Annotated in this window: 26 protein-coding genes; 3 read left to right on the top strand and 23 right to left on the bottom strand. The window is 36.7% G+C overall.

Translation table 11 applies throughout. The annotated features are described in order from the left end of the window. Positions 1 to 34 precede the first annotated feature (34 nt). From Y7E_RS0108215 to Y7E_RS0108200, 4 genes are all read right to left on the bottom strand, one after another. Positions 35 to 448, bottom strand: coding sequence for a Fur family transcriptional regulator (locus Y7E_RS0108215; protein WP_017150797.1), 414 nt, complete (start codon positions 446 to 448; stop codon positions 35 to 37). A 13-nt stretch (positions 449 to 461) separates the two neighbouring features. Beyond that, on the bottom strand, positions 462 to 1,295 hold the full coding sequence (locus tag Y7E_RS0108210; RefSeq protein ID WP_017150796.1) for a metal ABC transporter permease: 834 nt from the start codon (positions 1,293 to 1,295) through the stop codon (positions 462 to 464). Continuing rightward, a complete protein-coding gene (locus Y7E_RS0108205; protein ID WP_017150795.1) occupies positions 1,295 to 2,065 on the bottom strand; it encodes a metal ABC transporter ATP-binding protein in 771 nt (256 codons plus the stop codon). The genes Y7E_RS0108210 and Y7E_RS0108205 overlap by 1 nt, the downstream gene beginning before the upstream one ends. A 256-nt stretch (positions 2,066 to 2,321) precedes the next feature. Continuing rightward, complete coding sequence (locus tag Y7E_RS0108200) at positions 2,322 to 3,200, bottom strand: YitT family protein (RefSeq protein WP_017150794.1); 879 nt, start codon at positions 3,198 to 3,200, stop codon at positions 2,322 to 2,324. Positions 3,201 to 3,351: 151 nt separating this feature from the next. Between Y7E_RS0108200 and Y7E_RS0108195 the strand changes: the two genes are divergently transcribed. After that, complete coding sequence (locus Y7E_RS0108195; RefSeq protein ID WP_017150793.1) at positions 3,352 to 3,606, top strand: DUF2624 domain-containing protein; 255 nt, start codon at positions 3,352 to 3,354, stop codon at positions 3,604 to 3,606. A 19-nt stretch (positions 3,607 to 3,625) separates the two neighbouring features. Here the strand turns inward: Y7E_RS0108195 and Y7E_RS0108190 are convergent, their stop codons facing one another. Beyond that, positions 3,626 to 4,522 carry a deoxyribonuclease IV gene (locus tag Y7E_RS0108190; protein WP_017150792.1) on the bottom strand — a complete coding sequence of 299 codons (897 nt, stop codon included), beginning with the start codon at positions 4,520 to 4,522 and terminating at the stop codon, positions 3,626 to 3,628. Positions 4,523 to 4,723: 201 nt separating this feature from the next. After that, on the bottom strand, positions 4,724 to 6,034 hold the full coding sequence (locus tag Y7E_RS0108185) for a DEAD/DEAH box helicase (RefSeq protein ID WP_017150791.1): 1,311 nt from the start codon (positions 6,032 to 6,034) through the stop codon (positions 4,724 to 4,726). Between the two features lie 181 nt (positions 6,035 to 6,215). On the opposite strand from Y7E_RS0108185, the gene vrrA reads away from it, so the two are divergent. Continuing rightward, positions 6,216 to 6,869 (top strand): VrrA/YqfQ family protein, encoded by a 654-nt coding sequence (vrrA, locus tag Y7E_RS0108180; protein ID WP_017150790.1) that lies wholly within the window; start codon positions 6,216 to 6,218, stop codon positions 6,867 to 6,869. Between the two features lie 90 nt (positions 6,870 to 6,959). After that, positions 6,960 to 7,907, top strand: a complete 948-nt coding sequence (locus tag Y7E_RS0108175) for a 4-hydroxy-3-methylbut-2-enyl diphosphate reductase (RefSeq protein WP_017150789.1) — start codon at positions 6,960 to 6,962, stop codon at positions 7,905 to 7,907. 372 nt (positions 7,908 to 8,279) lie between these two features. On the opposite strand, the gene Y7E_RS0108170 is transcribed toward Y7E_RS0108175, so the two are convergent. From Y7E_RS0108170 to yqfD, 17 genes are all read right to left on the bottom strand, one after another. Further along, positions 8,280 to 9,401, bottom strand: a complete 1,122-nt coding sequence (locus tag Y7E_RS0108170; protein ID WP_017150788.1) for a Nif3-like dinuclear metal center hexameric protein — start codon at positions 9,399 to 9,401, stop codon at positions 8,280 to 8,282. Further along, the gene (locus Y7E_RS0108165) at positions 9,398 to 10,105 is read right to left on the bottom strand and encodes a tRNA (adenine(22)-N(1))-methyltransferase (RefSeq protein WP_017150787.1); all 708 of its coding nucleotides are present in this window, start codon (positions 10,103 to 10,105) and stop codon (positions 9,398 to 9,400) included. Before Y7E_RS0108165 ends, Y7E_RS0108170 begins: the two co-directional genes overlap by 4 nt. A gap of 163 nt (positions 10,106 to 10,268) precedes the next feature. After that, positions 10,269 to 10,625, bottom strand: a complete 357-nt coding sequence (gene cccA, locus Y7E_RS0108160; protein WP_017150786.1) for a cytochrome c550 — start codon at positions 10,623 to 10,625, stop codon at positions 10,269 to 10,271. A gap of 384 nt (positions 10,626 to 11,009) precedes the next feature. Next, positions 11,010 to 12,131, bottom strand: coding sequence for an RNA polymerase sigma factor RpoD (rpoD, locus tag Y7E_RS0108155; RefSeq protein ID WP_003200669.1), 1,122 nt, complete (start codon positions 12,129 to 12,131; stop codon positions 11,010 to 11,012). Between the two features lie 59 nt (positions 12,132 to 12,190). Further along, entirely contained in the window at positions 12,191 to 13,987 is a 1,797-nt protein-coding gene (gene dnaG / locus Y7E_RS0108150) for a DNA primase (protein ID WP_017150785.1), read from the bottom strand. A 38-nt stretch (positions 13,988 to 14,025) separates the two neighbouring features. Further along, positions 14,026 to 14,484, bottom strand: coding sequence for a YaiI/YqxD family protein (locus Y7E_RS0108145; protein WP_017150784.1), 459 nt, complete (start codon positions 14,482 to 14,484; stop codon positions 14,026 to 14,028). 404 nt (positions 14,485 to 14,888) lie between these two features. Next, positions 14,889 to 15,701: a pyruvate, water dikinase regulatory protein gene (locus Y7E_RS0108140; protein ID WP_000368932.1), complete on the bottom strand. Its 813-nt coding sequence runs from the start codon at positions 15,699 to 15,701 to the stop codon at positions 14,889 to 14,891. A gap of 29 nt (positions 15,702 to 15,730) precedes the next feature. Then, complete coding sequence (ccpN, locus tag Y7E_RS0108135) at positions 15,731 to 16,363, bottom strand: transcriptional regulator CcpN (protein WP_026049141.1); 633 nt, start codon at positions 16,361 to 16,363, stop codon at positions 15,731 to 15,733. Between the two features lie 107 nt (positions 16,364 to 16,470). Further along, complete coding sequence (gene recO, locus Y7E_RS0108130) at positions 16,471 to 17,217, bottom strand: DNA repair protein RecO (protein WP_017150782.1); 747 nt, start codon at positions 17,215 to 17,217, stop codon at positions 16,471 to 16,473. A gap of 33 nt (positions 17,218 to 17,250) precedes the next feature. Then, positions 17,251 to 17,394, bottom strand: coding sequence for a YqzL family protein (locus Y7E_RS30900; RefSeq protein WP_000883924.1), 144 nt, complete (start codon positions 17,392 to 17,394; stop codon positions 17,251 to 17,253). 109 nt (positions 17,395 to 17,503) lie between these two features. Further along, the gene (gene era, locus Y7E_RS0108120; RefSeq protein ID WP_017150781.1) at positions 17,504 to 18,409 is read right to left on the bottom strand and encodes a GTPase Era; all 906 of its coding nucleotides are present in this window, start codon (positions 18,407 to 18,409) and stop codon (positions 17,504 to 17,506) included. Further along, positions 18,402 to 18,800, bottom strand: coding sequence for a cytidine deaminase (locus Y7E_RS0108115; protein ID WP_017150780.1), 399 nt, complete (start codon positions 18,798 to 18,800; stop codon positions 18,402 to 18,404). Before Y7E_RS0108115 ends, era begins: the two co-directional genes overlap by 8 nt. A 103-nt stretch (positions 18,801 to 18,903) precedes the next feature. Next, positions 18,904 to 19,257 (bottom strand): diacylglycerol kinase family protein, encoded by a 354-nt coding sequence (locus Y7E_RS0108110; protein WP_017150779.1) that lies wholly within the window; start codon positions 19,255 to 19,257, stop codon positions 18,904 to 18,906. Beyond that, positions 19,254 to 19,724, bottom strand: coding sequence for an rRNA maturation RNase YbeY (gene ybeY, locus Y7E_RS0108105; protein WP_017150778.1), 471 nt, complete (start codon positions 19,722 to 19,724; stop codon positions 19,254 to 19,256). The genes Y7E_RS0108110 and ybeY overlap by 4 nt, the downstream gene beginning before the upstream one ends. Continuing rightward, the gene (locus Y7E_RS0108100) at positions 19,721 to 21,865 is read right to left on the bottom strand and encodes an HD family phosphohydrolase (RefSeq protein ID WP_017150777.1); all 2,145 of its coding nucleotides are present in this window, start codon (positions 21,863 to 21,865) and stop codon (positions 19,721 to 19,723) included. Before Y7E_RS0108100 ends, ybeY begins: the two co-directional genes overlap by 4 nt. Before the next feature lie 244 nt (positions 21,866 to 22,109). After that, positions 22,110 to 23,069: a PhoH family protein gene (locus Y7E_RS0108095; RefSeq protein WP_017150776.1), complete on the bottom strand. Its 960-nt coding sequence runs from the start codon at positions 23,067 to 23,069 to the stop codon at positions 22,110 to 22,112. A gap of 3 nt (positions 23,070 to 23,072) precedes the next feature. Further along, complete coding sequence (gene yqfD / locus Y7E_RS0108090) at positions 23,073 to 24,272, bottom strand: sporulation protein YqfD (RefSeq protein ID WP_017150775.1); 1,200 nt, start codon at positions 24,270 to 24,272, stop codon at positions 23,073 to 23,075. Positions 24,273 to 24,294 lie beyond the last annotated feature (22 nt).

Raw genomic sequence — 24,294 nt, 5'->3', positions numbered from 1 at the left:
ATAAAAGCTCGTCAGTTTCGTAACTGACGAGCTCTTACTTTGCACACTTCGGGCAACGTCCATATATTTCAAACTTATGCCCCGTTACCTCATATCCTTTAAAATCTTTATTCATAAAATCCATTGGACAAGAAGTAATTTCTTTTGTACCACCACAATCCAAGCAAATGAAATGATGATGATGTTCCATAATAGAACATGTAAACCGGAAATGTTTTTCTCCATTTAGTTCTGTTTGTTCTAAAACACCAATTTCAGCAAATACCGTTAAATTACGATAGATGGTATCAAAACTTAGCCCTGGGTAATCATCCTTCATATGCTCTAAAACATCTTTTGCAGTTAAATAGCGATTATGAGCCACAAATAAACGTAACATTTCTTCCCTTTTTCCAGTGTGTTTATAGCCTTTTTCTTTCATAAGGCGTAAAGCTTCTGTCAGATTCATAACTATCCCTACTTTATGCAGTTTTTTTCTTCTTCCATAAGATTGCACCGATTAAAATAAGAACCGCTAGCATAACAATTGTACCACCTGGAGCTAAATCAAGCTGATAAGAAGCGAACAGCCCACCTATCACGGAAATTTCACCAAATAAAATGGAAAAGAAAATTGTTTGTTTAAAACCTTTTGCGATGCGGATACTTGCTGCAACTGGTAACGTCATTAAAGATGACACGAGAAGAACCCCAACAACACGCATTGATACCGCAATAACAAGCGCAACTAAAATAATAAAAATAAAGTGAATCCATTTTGCACGAAGTCCTGTTGATACAGCATATTCCTCGTCAAATGATAATAAAAATAACTCTTTATATAATAAAATGATCGTTGCAATAACTACGATTGCTACAATACCAATAAGAATTAAATCTGTGTTCGTTACAGCGCTCACGCTACCAAATAAATAACTAAATAAATCCGTATTAAATCCATTGGCAAGCGAAATAAAGATAACTCCAATTCCCATCCCTGCTGAAAGAATAATCGGAATCGCTAATTCTTGATAATGTTTATATACAGTACGTAATTTTTCAATTAATAGCGCCCCGCCTATTGAAAAAATCATCCCCATATATAACGGATTTAAAAATCCACCTGTAAAAATTGTTTTTTCCAGCAACAAACTTGCGGCAATCCCTGATAATGTCACATGACTCAATGCATCTGCAATCAGTGACAAACGGCGAATGACAACAAACACACCAATTAATGGGGCAACAAGTCCTATTAAAATACCAGCGTATAAAGAATTACGTAAAAAATCATATTGTAAAAAATCCTGTATCATTATATCCTCCCGTGATGCTCATGATCATGCTCTAAACGATGAACATGATGTCCATATAAAATCGACATTTCCGCATCTTCTAACTCTCGGAATTTCTCAACATTTCCATGGAAATGTAAATGCTGATTTAAACAGGCAACATGCGTCACCTTCTCTGTTACAGCCCCCATATCGTGTGTAACCAGAATCAGTGTGATACCTAGTTTTTTATTTAAATCTTCTAGTATCTCATAAAAGCTCTCTACACTCTTTATATCAATCCCCACTGTAGGCTCGTCCAAAATCAGTAATTCTGGGTTGCTTACAAGCGCACGTGCGATAAATACACGTTGCTGTTGCCCACCGGAAAGCTCTCCGATGTTACGATTTTGAAATTCACTCATTCCTACATCTGAGATTGCCTTTGTGACCTTTTCTTTATCTTCTTTCTTCAAGAAACGAAATAGACCCTTTTTTGAAACAAGTCCCATTGAAACAACTTCAAAGACAGTCGCTGGAAAACCAGAATTAAAGCTGTTAGCCTTTTGTGAAACATAACCAATTTTATTCCACTCTTTAAATTTCTTACTATCAATACCAAATAACCGAATACTTCCCTTCTTCGGCTTCAAAACACCTAATATACACTTTAATAAGGTCGATTTACCAGATCCATTAGGCCCAACCAAACCTAAAAAAGCCCCCTTGGGAACTTGCAAATTAATATCTTCTAACACATTTCGATCTTCATACCGAAATGTCAGCCCTTCTATTTCCAACATATTATTCATAGCATCTCACCTATTTTAATTCAGAATGATTCCGATTTATTTCTATTTGAATTATAGTATAGCTTATTATAGTTGTAAACCAATCTGCCTAAAATATATTCTTTATTTTGGACAACCTTATTATTATAACAAAAAAGCAGAGAAAATCTCTCTACTTTTTAAGGATATTCAAAAATCACGACAAAGATAGCTGTCACATTTCCTCTTGCGCCCGGACCGATTGACTCTCTCTAGTTTCTTTTTTGAATACGTATTTTTAATGAATTGCTGATTTAAATTTACCGCCATTTGTCTCTTGCGTGCTCATAATTGTAATAAAGGCATTTTCATCAATTTCATGAACAATTGATTTTAATTTCGTTACCTCAAGACGTGTAACGACTGCATAAATTACTTCTTTTTCTTTATCTGTATAACCACCCTTAGCAACAAGTTTCGTTGTCCCACGACCAAGGCGGTGTAAAATTGCATTTGATACTTCTTCATATTGATCTGATACAATTAGAACTGCTTTTGTTTCATCCAACCCTTGAATAACCGTATCAATTGTTTTAAACGCAATATAGTATGTCATAACAGAATACATCGCTTGCTCGACACCAAATACAAATGCAGCCCAAGCAAAAATAAATAAATTCACAAACATAACGAATTCACCGACAGAAAACGGTAATTTCTTTGTTAATAAAATCCCCATAATTTCTGTACCATCTAATGAACCACCATGACGAATAACAAGCCCTACACCAAGGCCTAAAATAAGCCCGCCAAAAACAGTTGCTAAAATCGGTTCTGTCGTAAATGGTTTAATGGTATGTAATGTTGTCTCAATGAACGCTAAAGCTACAATTGCAAAAGCAGAAGATAACATGAAAGTTTTCCCAATTTGTTTATAACCGGAATACATAAACGGGATATTGAGGATGACAACTAAAGTAGAAAAACTTAACCACCAAATGTTAGGTGTAAGGTAATCTAGTATGAGGGAAATACCGATAATACCGCCATCAATAATTTTATTCGGCATTAAAAATAGTTCAATTGCTACCGCCGCACATGTTGCACCAAAGACAATCATAACTAAACGATACAATAGATGGATAATACTTTCTTTTCGATGTTGTTTTTTCTCCATAAGTCCTCCCTATACATTCTCTATGCAATTCTGTTCTTTTATTATAACATACTCTTCTTTTCCTTATAGAAAAAAGCAACTACTACGCGAATATATACAAGCATTCCAGACATATATTTCGATATAAGGACGCCTGAAGGAGGACTGCATCATGAACCTTATCAAACACATTGTAAACAAAAAATTAAATCATATGACAACAAAAGAATTATTGAAATATAGTAAAGAATATGAAGTTCCCATCACAACTGAACAAGCTGAGCAAATCGTCCCTTTACTAAAAGGGAAAAATATCAATATTTATGATACAGGAGAAAGACTAGAACTTTTAAAAAAAATCGCAAAGGTCACTTCCCCATCTACCGCTCAACAAATAAATACGTTATTTCAGAAACTATTAAAATAAGGAGGGGAAATCCCCCTCCTTATTGTTCTTTAATCTTCTCAAGAAGACCTTCATCAAATGAACCACTCTTTAACATTTCAATTTCAAACTTATATGGTGGTTTTTTATCTTTCTTATCCTCACCCACATATGGTGTTTCAAGAATTTTTGGTACATGTTGTAATTGTGGATGATGCACGATATGATGCAACGCTTTATAACCAATATGGCCAAAACCAATATTTTCATGACGGTCTTTTCCAGCTCCGCGTACATTTTTACTATCGTTAATATGCAACACTTGCAAACGATCAATCCCAACGATCTTATCAAACTCATTTAATACGCCATCAAAATCGTTAACAATGTCATAACCTGCATCATGTGTATGACACGTGTCAAAACAGACAGATAATTTTTCGTTATATGTTACACCATCAATAATTTTTGCGATTTCGTCAAAGCTACGCCCGCACTCCGTTCCTTTTCCAGCCATCGTTTCTAATGCAATATTTACTGTCTGTTCTGGCGTCAATACTTCATTTAGCCCTTTAATGATTTGCTGAATACCAGCTTCAGCTCCTGCACCAACGTGAGCACCTGGATGAAGTACAATTTGCTTTGCTACTCCTAACGCTTCTGTTCTTTCAATTTCCATACGAAGGAAATCTACACCTAATTGGAACGTTTCAGGTTTTGTCGTATTACCAACATTAATAATATAAGGTGCATGGACAATAATTTCCTCAATACCATTAAGCTCCATATGTTTTCGTCCAGCTTCTATATTCAATTCTTCAATTGGTTTTCTTCTCGTATTTTGCGGTGCACCTGTATAAATCATAAACGTTGTCGCGCCATATGAAACAGCCTCTTCACTCGCTGCTAATAACATCTTTTTACCACTCATAGAAACATGAGATCCAATCTTTAACATATAATCACCTCTTCAATATCCAATAGCTATAATGATAGCATAATTTGTAGAAATATGTAGTGAATTGTTTGTTCACAAAAACACTACAAAAAATAATATAAAGTGAAACTTTAATCAGCAGCTCCCTCTCCACCCGCTGAATCTTGAAATAAGGAGCTTATCCCAGCAAACAACTGAATAAAAAAAGATAAGGGAACCCCCTTATCTTTTTTTATTGCTATACTTTTTCTTCACTTTTTCACGTTCAGTTGCAAGCTTTTTCTTATAACCTGGCTTGACCTTTTTCGGTTTTTTAACAACCTTCGTTGCCATAATATCCAGCTCGTTATTCGGTTTCTTACGGCTTTTTCGACGATGACGCTCACCTAAATCCGTCCATTCGTCTCCTCGTAAATCTACATGTTTAAATGTAATATTACGTTGTTTTTCTAAGCTATCTAATGCTTCTTCGTTTGCTGGATCATAAATTGTCACTGCGATACCAGAATAACCAGCACGGGCTGTTCTTCCAACGCGATGCACGAAGAAATCTAAATCTGAAGGAAGTTCATAGTTAATTACATGACTGATTCCTTCAATATCAATACCACGTGCTGCTAAGTCAGTCGCGACAATATATTGAAATTCTAAATCACGAATTTGTTTCATCATTTTTTTACGGTCACGTGGAGATAAATCCCCATGGATACGTCCAACTTTTAATCCACGCTCTGTTAATCCATTCGCAACTTCATCTGCCATCTTTTTCGTATTTGTAAAGACGATTGCTAAATATGGCTTAAATTGAAGCAACATATTTTTCACTAATTCAATCTTATTGCGATGTCTAGAAGGTACTAAATAATGCTCAATATTCCCTGCTGCAACTTGTTTCGGATTAATATGAATGTGCTCTGGATTCTCCATATACTTCTTCATAAACGGCTTTAATTTTTGAGGAATCGTTGCAGAGAACACAAGCATTTGCAAGTTTTTAGGCATGCGTGCGGCAATTTTATCTACGTCTTGAATGAATCCCATATCAAGCATTAAATCTGCCTCATCGACAATAATAGTAGATGCTGTATGAACAAATAGTGCTTGTTCTTCTACTAAATCTTTAATACGTCCTGGTGTTCCAACAACAACATGAGGTTGCTTTTTCAGCTTTTCAATGGAGCGTTGTTTGTCCGTTCCGCCAATTAAACAACGGGCTGTAATCATTTGATCTTCCGCACAAAACTTTGTTAACTTCACAATCTCTTGATAAATTTGTTGTGCTAACTCACGAGTAGGCGCTGTAATGACAAGTTGTACTTCTTCGCGTTTTGCATCAATTCTGTTTAAAGTTGGAAGTAAGTATGCGTGAGTTTTCCCAGAACCTGTTTGGGACTGTCCAATTACACTCACACCTTTTTTCACAACAGGAAAAATTTTCTGTTGAATTTCTGTCGGCTCCGAAAAGCGTAGTTCACGAACTGCATCTATTAAAAATGGTTGAAAATTATACTGAGTAAATGTTTGTAGTGTCATAAGTTACACCTTCTTTCTAAAATTTCTACTGCGCGCACAAATCAGTCAAGTCTACATTATATCGAAATCTAATAGTAAAATCCATCTTTAGTTTAGGTTTTCAATTCAAAAACTAACCTTATTTCTTTTCATTGCATATTGTATGTGTATATACCTAACTGAAGAAAGGAGGATTTCTCTTATGTATCCGAAATCCCCTATGCAGCAAATGTATACAGGGCAGCAACAACCATACACCCCGTATCCCATACCTAATTTACCGCCTATGATGCAAAAAAAGAAAGGATTTCTCGCTAAACTATTCCAAAAGCATGATCCGACTCAGCCCTTTATGCAAATGGTCCCCCCCTATCAACAAATGGAAGGACAACCGATGATGTATCAACATCAGCAGCCCTATATGCAACAACCACAATCAATGATGTCACCACAAATGATGCCACCTCAAATGAACGATCCGAATGAAACACGTGGCTCAGCACCGGTGGCACCTAGCACTGGCGGTGGTATCGGTAGCTTCTTTTCCAATTTAATCTCCAATCCTACTGGCATGTTAAATAACATTGAGAAGGTTGCTCAAGTCGCTCAATCTGTCGGCCCTGTCGTCGAACAATACGGTCCCATCGTGCGCAGCATACCAAGCATCGTAAAAATTCTTACTTCCGGAAAAGGTGCCGCTGAAGAATCAACGGAAAAAGTGGAAGTAATTACCACACCACCTCCACCTTCAAAAAAGAAAAAAAAGAAGAAAATAATTTTAGAACCAGTTATTGAAAAGGTGTCACCTAAAGAGGATATTCCACCTATGGCACCAAAACCGAAACTATATGTCTAACAATCCTTTGTTTTCTGTCCACTCCTCCTTTATAATGTAAAAGACTATGTATAAAAAGGATCCCTTGTTTAGAAGGAGAGGATTACTCACATGAAGATTGTTAAAATTTCCCCTCGTGGTTATTGCTACGGTGTTGTTGATGCGATGGTCATCGCACGCAATGCTGCACTAGATAAAACATTACCGAGACCAATTTATATTTTAGGTATGATTGTTCATAACAAACATGTAACAGATGCTTTCGAAGAAGATGGCATTATTACATTAGATGGTCCAAGTCGATTAGAGATTTTAGACAAAATTGATTCTGGTACTGTTATTTTCACAGCACATGGCGTTTCTCCAGAAGTTAAAAAACGCGCGAAAGAAAAAGGGTTAACGACAATTGATGCAACATGTCCAGACGTTACGAAAACACATGACCTCATTGAAGCAAAAAAAGCGGAAGGCTACCATGTGATTTACATCGGTAAAAAGGGACATCCGGAACCAGAAGGCGCCGTTGGTATCGCATCTGATATCGTTCATCTTATTGAAAAAGCGGATGATTTAGAGACACTAGAAATCCCAACAGATAAAATTTTAGTTACAAATCAAACAACAATGAGCCAATGGGACGTTCAGCACCTGATGGAAGACATCCAGAAAAAATTCCCAACAGCTGAATTTCATAAAGAAATTTGTTTAGCAACACAAGTCCGTCAAGAAGCAGTTGCTAAGCAAGCAGATGTGGCTGATTTAACGATTGTTGTTGGTGATCCAAAAAGTAATAACTCAAACCGCTTAGCTCAAGTATCACAAGAGATTGCTGGTACAAAGGCATACCGCGTTGCAGATGTAAGCGAAATTCAATTAGAGTGGCTGCAAGGTATCGAAAACGTCGCTGTTACTGCTGGGGCTTCTACACCAACGCCAATTACAAAAGAAGTAATCGCCTTTTTAGAACAGTACGATCCGATGAACCCAGCAACTTGGGAACGTAAACGAAACGTACCACTTCAAAAAATCTTGCCGCGTGTAAAGGCAAAAAAACAATAATAAAAAATCCGTTGCTAATTAACTAGCAACGGATTTTTTCATTCTATATCAAGTGAAACTTTAATCAGTGGGGTTTTCTTCATCCTCCACTGATTATCAGCTCGCACCAATCGAGCTTTTACGGGCAGTTGATCCCCTCCTAACTTCTTTGCTCTTGCTGAATTTTGAGGTGGGGGTCTTACTGCCCGCAAATAGCGGGATAAATCTATTTTGATCTTTCCACATATAAGTCGCTGCCACGAAGAACAAAAAAGTTACCTACATTCGTTTTCTCTCTTTGTTTTCACTTGGCATGGGGCAGGAAAAGGATCTGACCGCCTCTATACATAGCCGGATGCTCTCTTCCATCTAAAAAGAAAGGTTTATACTTGCTTATACAAAAGTAAAAGGATCTGTATGTAACTGAGAAGCATGAATTTGCACAGCAAATTTTTTCTCATCCACTTTTTGTTGCAATTGCTTTTGCACACCTTGTTTCATTACTTTTTCAACATTATGTCCTGGGTCAACAATATTTAATCCGAGCATCATCGCATCGTGTGCAACATGGTAATACATATCGCCTGTCACATATACATCTGCTCCTTTAAATTTCGCTTGCGTAATATATTTATTCCCATCACCGCCAAGCACTGCTACTTTTCGCACTTTGTCGTTTACATTCCCAACAACTCGTGCCCCTTTTACATCTAATGCCGCTTTCACATGGTCAGCAAACTGACCTAATGTCATTTCTTCTTGCAAATATCCAATCTTTCCAAGCCCTAACGTCTCTCCCTTATTATCAAGTGGATACACATCATAAGCAACTTCCTCATATGGATGAGCTGTTACCATTGCTTTTACGACTTTCCGCTCTAGTGAAGCTGGAATAATCGTTTCAATCCTTACCTCTTCTACACGCTCTAACTGCCCAGTTTCGCCGATATGAGGATTTGTCCCCTCCCCAGGCATAAATGTACCTGTTCCTTCACTATTGAACGTACAATGGCTATAGTTGCCGATATAACCCGCTCCAGCATTCCCGAGAGCTTCGCGAACTTCTTCAGCATGCGTTGCAGGCACAAATACAACGATCTTTTTCATTTCTTCCGAGTATGTCGGAACGAACACTTCTGTATTATGCAATCCTAATGCATCTGCAAGTAAATCATTCACTCCACCTTTTGCTACATCGACATTTGTATGTGCTGCATAAACAGCGATATCGTTTTTGATACAAGTTTCAATAATTCGTCCGTATACTTTATCTGTATGAATTGCTTTTAGTGGATTAAAAATAAGAGGATGATGAGCAATAATCACATTCGCTCCTATTTGAATCGCTTCTTCGACAACCGCTTCTGTAACATCTAGTGCAATCAATACATGCTGGACTGGTTTATTAAGTGCACCAATCTGCAAACCAATCTTATCGCCTTCCATCGCTAGATGCTTCGGATACATACTTTCAAATAAAGAAATCACTTCATAACCATTTGGAATTTTACTCATGATAAAACCTCCTCTATCATTTTCATTTTCTCAACTACTTCAATCCGTTTCGCTTTTGTATCTTCTGATTCTGTCGCACGCTCCAGCTGCTTCAGGATATTTTGAAAGTTTTTTAGTTCATTTTCCCATTTCTCTACAAACGCATTACTTTTTTCTTTCATCAAAAATGGTCCAATAAATAACTCAGCTTGTTTATTTTCATGATAAGGAGTTAATGGGTCACCTTTTTCTCCAACTAAAATCTCATAAATCTTGCCATCTTCTTTTATAATTTTTTCATGAATCAGCTCCCAACCATTTTCAACAAACCATTCACGAATATGATGCGCAGCAATATTGGGCTGTAAAATTAAACGCGTTACACCATTTAGCTTCTCTTTTCCATTCTCTAAAATATCACGAATTAGCGCTCCACCCATACCAGCAATTGTAATAACATCAACTTCTCCTGGTGTAATCACAGCTAAGCCATTTCCCTTACGAACATCTACCTTTTCTTGCAAGCCACTCTCAGCCACTGTAGCCTGTGCAGAACGGAACGGTCCATCTACCACTTCTCCCGCTACTGCCTTTGTAGCAATATTATTTATAATTGTATAGCACGGTAAATACGCATGGTCAGAACCAATATCTGCAACTGTAGATCCTACCGGAATCTCCCGCACTACTTCTTCTAATCTTTTTGAAAGCTTCACTTCATTCATTTATTCCCATTACTCCTTCTCTTGTCAGTCTGTCTCCATGATAATGAATTTACAGTAGTTGTTGCAAGTAAAGAAACAAAACAATTCTTTTATTTCATCGTATTTTAGAAAGAAAAGAAAAACAAGCCCCTTGCTATAGGCAAAGAACTTGTTTTATCTAGCTTTATTTTTTCTTCGATAACCAATCAGCTACTTTAGAAGCCTGATCTGCTGGAATTAAATTCTTTGGCATATTTCCCTTTCCGTTTACAATTACTTCTTTAATTTCATCTTTGGAAAGTTTTCCGCCAACTTTTTGTAAGTTAGGTCCTACTGCACCTTGCAGCTGATCACCATGACAGCTCGCACAGCTCTGTTTCACAATATCTTCTGGTTTTGATGCCGTTTGCGCTGGTTTTCCCCCATTTTTTGCATCAGCTAGCTCTTTAGATTTATATAACCCCTCAAACGAAAATACAAACATAATAACAATCCCTATTACAGCAATGAGTGCAAACGGAATCAGCGGATTACGTTTCATATTTCTTCTCCCCCCTCTACGCCCCTAATAGTTAGATGATTCAGTTACTTCCATTGTACTTGAAAACGTTCTATCAGAAAAGACAAAACTATCAGTTGTTACAAATATTCCATAAATTCAGTTTATTGATTATCTCTCTTTTATCACATATTATTTTGATAAATATCAACGCGTATCATCATATTTTTTGTTTTTCTACATATATTTTTGCATAGAATAAACGAAATTAATCGAAAAATCGAAAAATGAGCATTTGCAAATCAAAAGACAATTCTGTAAAATAAATTACAAGAATTGTAATCGTTACTCGCAGCTAAATTTTAACAAAAATTAATAAAATAAAAAAGTTTACTTCACAAATGTGAAGTAAACTTAAAAAGAACTCTATTCTAAGAAATCTTTTAGACGTTTGCTACGGCTTGGATGTCTTAATTTACGAAGCGCTTTTGCTTCAATTTGACGAATACGCTCTCTCGTTACGCCGAATACTTTCCCAACTTCTTCAAGCGTACGAGTTCGTCCATCATCTAAACCGAAACGAAGACGTAGAACATTTTCTTCACGATCTGTTAGTGTGTCTAACACATCTTCTAATTGTTCTTTTAGCAACTCATACGCTGCATGGTCCGCAGGTGATGTTGCTTCTTGGTCTTCAATAAAATCGCCTAAATGTGAGTCATCCTCTTCACCAATTGGTGTTTCAAGAGAAACTGGCTCCTGTGCAATCTTTAAGATTTCGCGTACTTTTTCTGGAGCAAGATCCATTTCTTCTCCAATCTCTTCTGGAGATGGTTCACGTCCTAAATCTTGTAACAATTGACGCTGTACACGGATTAATTTATTAATTGTTTCAACCATATGAACTGGAATACGAATTGTTCTCGCTTGGTCTGCAATGGCACGTGTAATCGCTTGGCGAATCCACCAAGTTGCATACGTACTGAATTTAAAACCTTTACGATAATCGAACTTTTCAACAGCTTTAATTAGACCCATGTTTCCTTCTTGAATTAAGTCTAAGAAGAGCATACCACGGCCTACATATCGTTTTGCAATACTTACAACAAGACGTAAATTCGCTTCCGCAAGACGGCGCTTCGCTTCTTCATCACCTTCTTCAATGCGTGTTGCAAGTCGAATTTCTTCTTCAGCAGATAGTAAGTCGACACGGCCGATTTCTTTTAAATACATGCGAACAGGGTCATTGATTTTTACACCTGGCGGCACACTTAAATCATTTAAATCGAATTCTTCTTCTGTCTTTGTGATTTGGTGATTATTCGGACCTTCATCGTTGTCGCCAACTAAATCAATTCCTTGCTCACCTAAATATTCATAATATTCATCCATTTGATCGGATTCAATTTCAAATCCATTCATGCGTTCGGCAATCTCTTCATATGTAAGAACGCCACGTTTTTTTCCGAGCTCAGTGAGTTGTTCTTTCACTTGCTCAAGGGTCATATCAGTTTCAATTTGTTTAGAACGAGCTGGTTTATCAGCCATTTGTTCCCCTCCTTACGCGAGATACAAACATTCATTATAATAAAATTTTATACAAAAAGCTATCTTCTTGCTTTCTGATTTTGTAAATATGCTGCATAAAATTTTGCAGCTTCTACTGGATCTGTTTTTTCCATTTGCTTTAATGCAAAAATGGTTTCCATTTTTTTAAGCTTTTGCTTATGGCGACTTAGTGCCTCTAAGTGACCTTGCAATACTTCATCTGTGTATTCTGGATTAATGAATTCATCCGTTGAAATATTGGTGATAATATTTTTCAATTTCTCATCAGAGAGCCAACTCAAGAAATTCCCGACTGAAGGTTCATTTCCCTTTTCATAATATGCGTATAGTTCATATAAAATCCCTTTATGTTCTTCCGTATGAAAATCTTCTATATGAGGTTCGATACGGAAAGCAACTTCTGCACTTTGTAGCATATGGTAAATGAGCTCTCTTTCTGCCCTTTCAAAACCTGAAAATTTCGGTTTTTCCTGAACAATTCGAGGCGGCTTAGAAATTTGCTTCGTTTGTTTTTGCTGTATCTTTTGTTCTTTGCGATATTGGTGCAATTGGCCTAAAAGTGTTTCCATTGAGTAGGCAAATTCTTGCGATAATGATTTTAAATATGACTCTGCTTGCATTGCATCTTGCAATAAAGCTAGCTCTTTTAAAACACTTTTCACATACTCTTCTTTACCAGACTCATCTTGCAAATTTTTCCCTAAACGCAAGTAATTTATTTTGAATCCAACAAAACTTATACTAGCCTTTACGAGATTTTCAAACGCCGCTGTTCCATATTGTTGCACATATTCATCAGGATCAAGCTTATCTGGCAATGAAGTAACCTTGACGTGACAACCAACTTTCAATAACAATTGTCCTGCTTTCATCGTCGCTTCTCGTCCTGCTTTATCACCATCATAGCAAAGAACAACAGTTTCAACATTACGTCGCAGAAGTTTCGCCTGTTCTTCTGTTAGAGCTGTTCCCATCGTCGCAACTGCTTCTTCAATCCCGCTTTTTACAGCAGCTAATACGTCAGCATATCCTTCAAATAGAACAACTTGCCCTCGTTTTCTGATAAACGACCTTGCTTGATGGAAGTTATACAGCAACTTACTTTTGTGAAAAATAGGTGTTTCTGGGCTGTTTAAGTATTTCGGAGTATCATCTCCTAATGCCCTTCCACTAAACGCTGCTACTTTCCCTTGCAGTGTGTGAATCGGAAACATAACCCTTCCGCGAAAACGGTCATGATGACTGCCATCCCTTTCACTCCGTACAAGTAAGCCAGCTTGCTCCATGGTTGATAGCGAAAAACCTCTTTTTTGTAATATTTTTGCTGCTGCATCCCAATCTGGGGATGCATAACCAATTTCAAACTTTGCAATCATCTCTTTTGTAATACCCCGATTTAGCAAATAAGAAAGAGCTTCATTCCCCTCTTCAGTATTTACTAAAAGATGGTGATAGTATTTTTTCAAAAGTTCGTGAGCCTGTAACATAATGACACTGTCATCAGATATGTTCTCTTGTTGTTCTTGTCCCGATGTATAATCTACAACCGAAATATTATTTCTTTCTCCAAGCTTTTGCACAGCTTCTATGAAAGAAAGTCCTTCCATCTTCATGAGAAATGAAAAAACATTTCCTCCTTCTCCACATCCGAAGCAATGAAAAATTTGCTTGTCTGATGAAACAGAAAATGAAGGTGAATTCTCACCATGGAATGGACAAAGCCCAAAATAATTGCGCCCTTGCTTTCTGAGCTGAACATACTCACCAATCACTTCTACAATATCAGATGATATCCGAATCTGTTCAACAACTTCTTCGGGAATTCTGTTCCCCATAACTCCATCTCCGTGTCGTATTTTGTATTCGATACAAATTAAAGGATTCCTTTATAATTCGACAATATTTTTTCTAAATTTGTTAAAAAGCATTGTCGATCATGCATTGAAAATGATTTTGGACCTTTTGTATAGGTCCCTTGTCTGCGTAACTTCGCAGATACATATCTACTATATAAAATTGTATCCATTTGCTCATCAGTCACAAATGTACCTCGTGGAGATAATACATACACTCCTTTTTTTACAAGAAGACCAGCAAGTCCCATATCCTGTGTGATCACGAGATCTGAAGCTTTAGCGTGTTTATAAATATAAAAATCCACCTCATCTTGCTCAGAATCTACATATATCCAATTTCCTTGCTGTTTTCTCGAACGATGGGCGTAGGATGCGACAAACAAAATTTCGACATGAAATTTTGTTCCAACTCGCACAATTTCATCCTTCACAGGACATGCATCTGCATCAACTAGAATCTTACTGATGTTTTGCATATTTCTGTATTCTACATCCCTTCTGTGAATCCTTCCATAATGTGCGTTTTCTTGTCCGGATTTTTGTCGATTTTACGTAAATGTATACCTTTTCCGTAAATCCTATCCCTAGTTTATTCTGAAAAATTAAAGTCTAAACGTAAAATGTACCTTTTAATCACAATTTTTTATTATAATATATTTTCTCTAACTTCGCTACATATCCTTTAAAATTTCATCCAGCTATTTATAGGTAGTAGTACTCCACTTCAAAATCCACGTAGAATCAAAAAATTACACAAGAGATAAACTGCCCGTACAAGCCCAATTGGCAAAAGCGAATAATTAGTGGAGATGAAAAAACTACTGATTAAAGTTTCACTTTATCTCGAGCGAAAAAAGCACATTCACCTTTGGTAAATGTGCTAAAACATTTTTTGGTTTTGCACTGCATTCACAATAATATTTGCTGTTTCCTCAATCGCCTTATTCGATACATCAATAACTTGACAGTTTATTTTACTTACTACTTTCTCAAAATGATCAATTTCTTCTTTAATACGATTGATGTTCGCATATGTTGCTCCATCACTTAACCCAAGTGATTTTAATCGTTCTTTTCGAATGTGATTTAACTTATCCGGTGTGATTTTTAAACCGAAACATTTTTCTTTTGCAACTTGATATAATTCTTCAGGCGGATCCACTTCTGGTACAAGTGGTACATTCGCAACCTTCAATCGCTTGTTATGAGCTAAATATTGGGAAAGCGGTGTTTTTGAAGTACGTGATACTCCAATCAAAACGATATCCGCTTTTAAAATTCCGCGTGCATCTCTACCGTCATCATATTTAACAGCAAACTCAATTGCTTCAATCTTTTTAAAATATTCTTCGTCTAATCTACGGACAACACCAGGTTCATACCTTGGAACTTGTCCTGTAATCTCCTCAATTTGATCGATAAGAGGACCGATAATATCATAGGCCTCTACTCCCTCTTTTGCCGCTTCTGTTAGCATATATTGACGCATTTCTGGTTTCACTAACGTAAAACAAATAAGCGCTTGATTACTCTTTGCAATTGAAATTACTTCTTTTAGTGTTCCTGCATCTTCCACATAGGGTACACGTCTAATATCAGGAGCGAATGGAAACTGTCCCATTGCAGCTCGAACAACTAAATCAGCCGTTTCTCCAACAGAGTCAGATACGACATATACGATTTTATTATCCATTACATTACCTCACTTTAAACAAATTACACTTATTCATTGTTTACTAAATTCACAAACGCACGCGTAATATTTGTTTTTGTAATTCGACCAACAACTTCTAATCCTTGTTTCGTGTCTTTTACAACTGGTACAGCATCAATCTGTCTTTCTATTAATTCCATCGCAACATCGTATAGAGAATCCTCCCTACGACACATTGCAATGTTTGGCATCCTTGTCATGATAATATTAACCGGAAGCGATGTTAAATCCTGCTTTCCTAAGCTTGCACGTAATAAATCTTTACGAGAAACTACCCCAACTAGAAGCGTCGCTTGCTCTACAACAAATAAAGTACCAACATCTTCTAAAAACATGGTACAAATCGCATCGTATACGGAAATATTTTTATCAATTACGACCGGTCTAGATTGATAATCTTGTACCTTAACTTTCTTAACAGCTTCTGATAATAACTGTCCCCCAGTTTTTCCTGTATAAAAATAACCGACACGTGGACGTGCTTCTAAATAACCTGCCATCGTTAAAATCGCTAAGTCAGGTCTTAACGTAGCACGTGTTAAATTTAATTGTGCCGCAATTGATTCCCCTGTAATAGGACCGTGATCTTTTACAATCTGAATGATATGTTCTTGCCGTTTATTCAGTTCTATGATAATCACCACCTTCAATGCACAACGAAAAAAGTTATACTATCTCTTAAATATTATATACTAAATATGCTTTTCGAAAAAGAAAGTATGTAAAAAGGACCTGTATATGGTCCTCGTTATATTTGAAATTTATCAAGTTGTTCAAGAAAACGCCTTGATTTCAAATAGATTCCACAATATTCATCATAATATGTATTTAACACTGTACGCATTTGCCGCTTCGTTCCATCCTTGACAGATACATTGCCAAGACGAGCTAAATCAAAATGATAAAAGAGACGTAGCAATTTATGAACGGCCTCTCCCACCGGAATACGGTATGGATCTTGCTCTGCATGACGCGAGCACAGAAAACCGCCTTCTCGGACAGAGAAGGCGACAAAATCTGCTTCTTGGTGACAAATGGCACATGTATCGAAGTATGGATGCATCCCGAGTACTGGAAGCATTTTCGTTTGATAAATTAAAGACAACACTTCAGGATCAACACCCTCGCACATGTAGTGCAACGTTTGATATAACATTTCAAATAAATACGGATTATGTTTCTTATCCTCAGTTGCTTTATCAGTCAATTCAACGATAAATGATGCATAAGCAGTTAAAAATATATCTTCACGAATTTCTTTCATAGATGAAATTATTTCACCTTGTTGCAAAGTTCCAAGTCCAGACCCCATTTGAATCAGAAAGTGACCATGTGTCATTAGTTGCGAAATAGATGCTAACCTACTTTTCGGTTTTTTCGCCCCTCTTGCCATTGCACTTACTTTTCCAAGCTCACGGGAGAATATCGTAACAATTTTATTCGTTTCTCCGTAATCTGTTGTCCGGATGACAATTCCCTCAACTTTTTGAAACATGTTCGTCACCATCCAAGGTTTGAACAAAACGGGTCAAGAAATTGGAGAATCTAGATGCGCTAGCTCCTCTTCATGTTGATCCATCTCATCGTTTACGTCTTTTTCCATTTCCTTCAAAAGCAAATACGTCTCAATGCTTCCTGTCTTGGAGAAAAACTTCCAGGTAAAATCTAGCATAAGAATCCACCTTTCTCAGTAAGCGTAGCATATAAACCAATTTCTTTTGTTGTTATTAAAATGACCCATTTTGTCCATTTTCATGTGAGAAAAATTTTCCTAATTTCTATTAATACTCATCTTCACGGAAACCAAGATCGCGAAGCTGTGACATTTTATTACGCCAATCTTTTTGCACTTTTACCCACACTTCTAAGAATACTTTTGAACCAAGAAGTGCTTCAATATCAAAACGAGCTCGCTTCCCAACTTCTTTCAGCATCTTCCCTTGTTTCCCGATAATAATTCCTTTTTGTGATGGGCGTTCTACAATAATTGTTGCATTCACATAGACCGCTCCGCCTTCACGCTTTTGAATCGCATCGATCACAACCGCCACCGAATGTGGCACTTCCTCACGTGTTAAATGAAGCACCTTTTCACGAATCAGTTCTGCAATAATAAATCTCTCCGGATGATCTGTTACTTGGTTATCTGGATAGTATTGCGGTCCTTCTGGTAAATACTTTTTAATCGCTCCAATTAACGCTTCAACATTATTACCTTCTAATGCAGAAATCGGAACAATCTCTGCAAACTCATGCAGCTTACGATATTGATCAATTAATTCCAACAATTTTTCTGGATGAACTTGATCAATTTTATTAATCACTAAAAATACCGGTTGCTTTGTTTCTTGTAGTTTTTCAATAATAAACTCTTCACCACGACCAAAACCTTCAGCTGCATTGACCATAAATAGCACAATGTCAACTTCTTTCAATGTCGTTTGTGCCATTTTCACCATAAAGTCGCCTAGTTTATGCTTCGGCTTATGTATTCCTGGCGTATCAATAAAGATGACTTGTGAATCATTTTCTGTGTATACACCTTGAATTTTATTACGAGTTGTTTGTGGTTTGTCACTCATAATTGCAATTTTTTGACCGATAATACGATTTAAAAATGTAGACTTTCCAACATTCGGTCTTCCAATTATAGAGACAAAACCTGATTTATAACCTTTTCTATTCATGTAAATCCTCCGCTAAAAATGCTCCTGGTAACAATTCTCCGACTGTCGTCTCCTGAATGTCACCATGTAAATTTGATAAGTATACTTTCGTATCCTGTTTACATAATTCTACCATAACTTGACGGCACGCTCCACAAGGAGGTACTGGACGATTCGTATCCGCCACTACCGCAATGGCTACAAATGCTTTATCTCCTTCAGAAATTGCTTTGAATAAAGCTGTTCTTTCTGCACAATTACATAATCCATATGATGCATTTTCAACATTACATCCACGGTATACTTTTCCATCTTCCGTTAATAATGCTGCACCTACTTGGAACTTAGAATATGGTACATACGCCTGTTTACGCGCTTCGATTGCTTCTTGAATTAACTCTTTGCTGTTCATGCTCTCGCATCCTTTCCATTCACAATTGTGAAAAGATAAAATGAAACTTTCATTAACGGCGTTCTTAACGCTACCAAAGCATAACAAAAGCTTTGGAATGCAACTATACCATATAAGGTAAAAAGATAATAGCACCAATTATAACAGCTATAACAGTAAATAATAGTACTGCACCGGCAGCAACATCCTTTGCAATTTTCGCAAATGGTTTAAAATCCTTTGTGACTAAATCAACTGTTTTTTCAACTGCCGTATTGACCATTTCCAAACTCATTACAATTCCAATTGTAATGAGTAATATGAGCCATTCCGTTATCGTTATACGGAAATAAAAGCCGCAGCATATAACAATAACTGCGGCCCAAAAATGAATTTTCATATTTCGTTCGTGACGAAGACAAAAGTATATACCAGCTATAGCATATCCAAAACTATTTATAAGTTTTCCTTTTTTCATCTACCTAATCCAAACGCCTCTAAAATTTCCTTTTGTTTTCCAAACATTTCTTTTTCATCTTCATCTGTCATATGATCATAACCAAGTAAATGCAGGAATCCATGTAACGCTAAAAACCCTAGCTCACGATCAAAGGAATGTCCATATTCTTCAGCCTGTTCTTTCGCTCTTGGAATGGAAATAATAAGATCCCCTAGCATACGTGGCATTTCCACACCAACGATCTCCATCTCTCCTTCTCCCATATCCTCCATTGCAAAAGAAATAACGTCTGTCGGTTGATCTTTATCGCGATAATCACGATTAATTTCTTGAATACGTTCATTATCAACAAATGTAACAGAAAGCTCTGTTCCATCTTCTATGTTCTCCATTCGTGCAGCTTGCTCTAGCAGATCACGAATCATATTCACATATTCTTCTTTCACTTCTTCTGTTTCATCAAAAAAATCTATTAATAAACTCATTCTGTCACCTTTTCTTCCGGCGGTTCCGGATATTTAATACGGGAATGGAAAATACCATTTAACGTTTCACATAAAGTTTTCCCAACAATTTGTAATTCTTTAAATGTCAAATTACATTCACTAAATTGCCCATCCTGCAAACGGTCTTTTATAATACTTTGTACTAAATTATTAATTTGCTCTGGTGTTGGATGGTTCATAGAACGCACTGCCGCTTCAACGCTATCCGCAATCCCAACAATTGCAGACTCTTTTGACGTCGCTTTTGATCCTGGATAACGGAACATTTCTTCTGTATATTTCTTTTTATCTTCTTTAATTGCTTTATAGTAAAAATATTTAAGTAATGTCGTTCCATGATGCTGTCCTGCAATATCAATAATTTCTTGCGGAATATGGTGTTCTTCTAACATCTTTACTCCATTTGTCACATGAGCAATAATAATATCTCTACTCATTTCAGGATCTAATTTATCATGAGGATTTTCAATTCCCATTTGGTTTTCTATAAAGAAATGAGGCTGCAGCGTTTTCCCAATATCGTGATAATACGCACCAACACGCGCTAAAACTCCATTTGCTCCAACAGCCTCACAAGCTGCCTCAGAAAGGTTAGCAACCATAACGCTATGATGATATGTCCCCGGTGCTTCTAGTAAAATTTTACGAAGGAGCGGATGGTTCGGGCTTGAAAGCTCCATAAGCTTCATACTTGATACAATTCCAAGACCACTTTCTAAATATGGTAAAATTCCCATAGCTAAAATGGACGAGATAATACCAGAAGCTGCTGCCATTAATAATTGTGAACCGATTTCAAGTGGTGAAAAATTACCATTTCGTAACAGTAACAGTGCAGCTAATACAACTACATTTAAAACAGAAACAAGTATACCTGCCTGCAAAATCATTGTACGTCGGTTTTTCTCTCTCAAAAAGATGCTAACAGATAAAGAACTTAGTAAAACATAAATACCTACACTATAATTAAGCGTACTCGTTACACCTTCATTAAACATGACACTCCCACATACAGAGAAAATCATACTTGTTAGAAAAACAAATCGATCACCAATCATTAATTTCACTAGTATTGTTCCCATCGCAACTGGAACAACATACGCAATGCCTGCGTATTCCAACTTTTGAAACAAACTAATGATTTTCATCAAAACAACTGTAATCGCTACAATTGTTGTATATGCTAAAATATATGGTTTTTCTTCTCTTTTCAATTTTAAAAACGATTCAAATTGTTTATGCATGAAGAATAAGAGCACACCAATAATGATTGCTAATCCCACAAATGGTTGGAATGTATTTCCGTGTTCAAGAAGTCCAACTAATTTCAACTGATCATATACTTCTCTTGTAATCGTGTCGCCTTCCTTCACAAGAATTTGCCCTTGAAGAATATAAACTGGCGCAACTGCGTCTTCTGCTAATTTTTTTCGATCTTTTGTAGCAGTTGAATCATAGAAATAATTTGCTTCAATTGCATATTCCCCAAGGGCGTTAAGCGCTTCTTTTAAATCGCTATTTACATTAACATTGCGTATTTCATTAACAAATCGCTCTCTTGCATCATTTTCTTCATTCATTTTAATGTGCGTACTCATAATATTATTAATCGCTGTTACCGCAGCATCTCTCGCCAACGTCAATTGATCCGGTTCAGCATTTACAAACTGCAACAACACAGAATCAGATAAGCTTTTTGTTAAATCAGTAGGTAATTTCTTTTTTAGCTTTTCTAATCGTTCCGCAGCAGAAATCTTTTTCTGTTCATCAGGACCGGCAGCCTTCGTCTCAGCTTCCACTTCTTTTATCGCATCAAAGACAGAGTTTACAATATCCACTTTATTTTGCTTATATTCACTTCGATATGTATATTGGTCTTCAACCTGTTGAGCTGCTTCTCTCTTCTTTCTATCCGTCGTTACTTTATCTTCGATTTTGATAGGAGAGTGGATTGTTTGTTTAGAAATAGATAGCATTTTAACATCTAGTTGCTCTGGTTTCACATTGTTCATAAGTGCAAAAAACAGTATCGCTCCTAATAAAACATAAGAAATCCAGCTTAATTTTTTCGAATGTTGTATGTTACGAAACCACCTAGAAATTTCTTGAGATCTTGACATGATTTCAATACCTTCTCCTCTCCAGACATAAAGTGAAACTTTAATCAGTGGGAGTTTTCTTCATCCCTACTAATTATTAACCCTCACCAATCGGGCTTTTATGAGCAGGCTTCTAAATTGAGCTGCACATTCACGCGTAAATAAATCTACTTGTCCATCTTTTAATGATAGTAAAAAACAGGCTATTCGCCAACCCTTTCATCTACCTTTATCGTACAAAAAGAAATGACCCTTACAAATAGGATCATTCCATTTTATCATATGCCTCGATAATCCGCTGCACAAGTGGATGTCTTACAACGTCAGATTGGTCTAATTTAACAAATGAAAGCCCTGATACACCTGATAAAACATGTGCAGCAATTGAAAGCCCTGACTTTACACCTTTCGGCAAGTCAACCTGTGATGGATCGCCAGTAACAACCATTTTTGAACTAAAACCTAGGCGAGTTAAAAACATTTTAATTTGAGCACCAGTTGTATTTTGAGCTTCATCTAAAATAACGAAAGAATCATCCAGTGTACGTCCCCTCATATATGCAAGAGGTGCAATTTCAATCGTTCCTCTTTCCATCATACGCTGCGTATATTCTTGCCCAAGAATATCATGAAGAGCATCGTATAAAGGACGTAGATAAGGATCTACCTTTTCTTTTAAATCACCTGGTAAAAAACCTAAGCTTTCCCCTGCTTCTACAGCTGGTCTTGTTAAAATAATCTTTTTTACATACCCTTGTTTTAAGGCTCGCACAGCCATTACCACAGCTAAATACGTCTTTCCTGTACCAGCAGGCCCTATTCCGAATACAATATCATTCTTCTTCAGCGCATGAATATATTGCCTTTGTCCCATCGTCTTCACACGGATGGATTTACCTTTTGCTGTTTTAAAAATTTCCTCTTCGTACAACTCTTCAAAATGAGTTATTTTCCCTTGACGACCCAGCTGAATTGCATATGCAACATCTCGTTCTGAGATTGATACACCTTTACGAATAACAGCAAGTAATTGCTGTAAGATTTTTTCAACAAGCGCCACCGCTTCATCTGTTCCAGATACACGGACAGATTCACCTCGTGTTACGATAGATACAGCAAGTTCTCGTTCAATTACTTTTAAATGTGCATCATTCACTCCAAATAGAGCAATTGCTTCATTATGATTTTCCACTTGTTGATTCATTTCTACTAATTGTTCTGCCATTACTCAGTCTCCTTGAATATCGGATTCAGATATCGGTTGTGGCTCTGCAATATTTTCAATCACTGTATAATGTAATGTTACTCTTAGATGATTCGCCTCAACCTCTTTATGCAAAATCTTATCACTTACAATCATAGCATGTTCATCCAATTTTTTCTTCAGTTCTTTTTCAGCCATTTCTTTCGCTACTTGTATTGCTTGTTTGTCTGTATATTCACGATTCGCTTCTTCCTCTTCACGCACAATTTCCTTTTCATAAGAAATAGGCAATGTAAAACCGAACAGTTTCACATCATGTTTGACATTTTCAGTACGAGACCGCTTATACTTATCATGCTGAAATCCCCATATTTTTATTTTAGCACTTCCAAGACGAAGATAATGCTCATTATATGAATTTCCTGTATACACTTGAAATGTTGTTTTCAAAGGAACTGTCACTTGAGATTCATACCACGTTTCTCCATATACAATTCCTTTAGCAGAAACAATCGTTGGATTATCCTCCTTTCCAAACATCCCTGACACAAGAAGTTGTCCCTTTTGCACATAATCATTTTTCATTACAACTGGTTTTCCAGTTTCCACAAATGTTTTTGTAATTATCGCCTCTTTTTTGGCGACTAAATTTTGTGGTTTTTGCTCTTCCTCTTTCTCTGGCTCATTTTTTTCAACGATTTTAAAATGATATGTTGTCCCCTTCACCTCTAGGCCAGCCCATGTAATTGCATTAATATTATTTGTTAAATGACGTTGAACATCCTCTACACTCGGCATTTGAAATTGCAGTCTTCCTTTTTTAATGCCCATTTTGTCCAATTCTTTCATAAGAATATATTCCGTCTCCGGTTTTGCCCCTGTAATTTCGATTTTCCAAACCATATTTGATAAAGCAATCATACCGAAAAAAAAGATAAGAAACCCGATTAGAAAACCACTATTCTTGAGCAAACGCTTATTCCAAAACGGAAAACCGAAACGCCCAATAAAGTATAGCTTACATTCATTTTTTCGATAAATCGGCCTTAGTTGCTTCACATCACGAAGCAACATGCAAAATACTAATGTATCTTCTGCAATCTTCTTTACATCCCATACGAGCAAATTTCTGCGCACACACTCATTAATGAAGCGTTCTACTCCTCTACCTTCAATTCGAACTTTCACATACCCAAGCCACCGTGTAAACCATTGATTTTTCATCGTTCGCCCCACTACCTTTCTC

The organism is Bacillus bingmayongensis, from assembly GCF_000299035.1.
Taxonomy (GTDB): domain Bacteria; phylum Bacillota; class Bacilli; order Bacillales; family Bacillaceae_G; genus Bacillus_A; species Bacillus_A bingmayongensis.
Note: the sequence above shows the minus strand (reverse complement) of the source record. Positions and strands in the feature narration are given on the sequence as shown.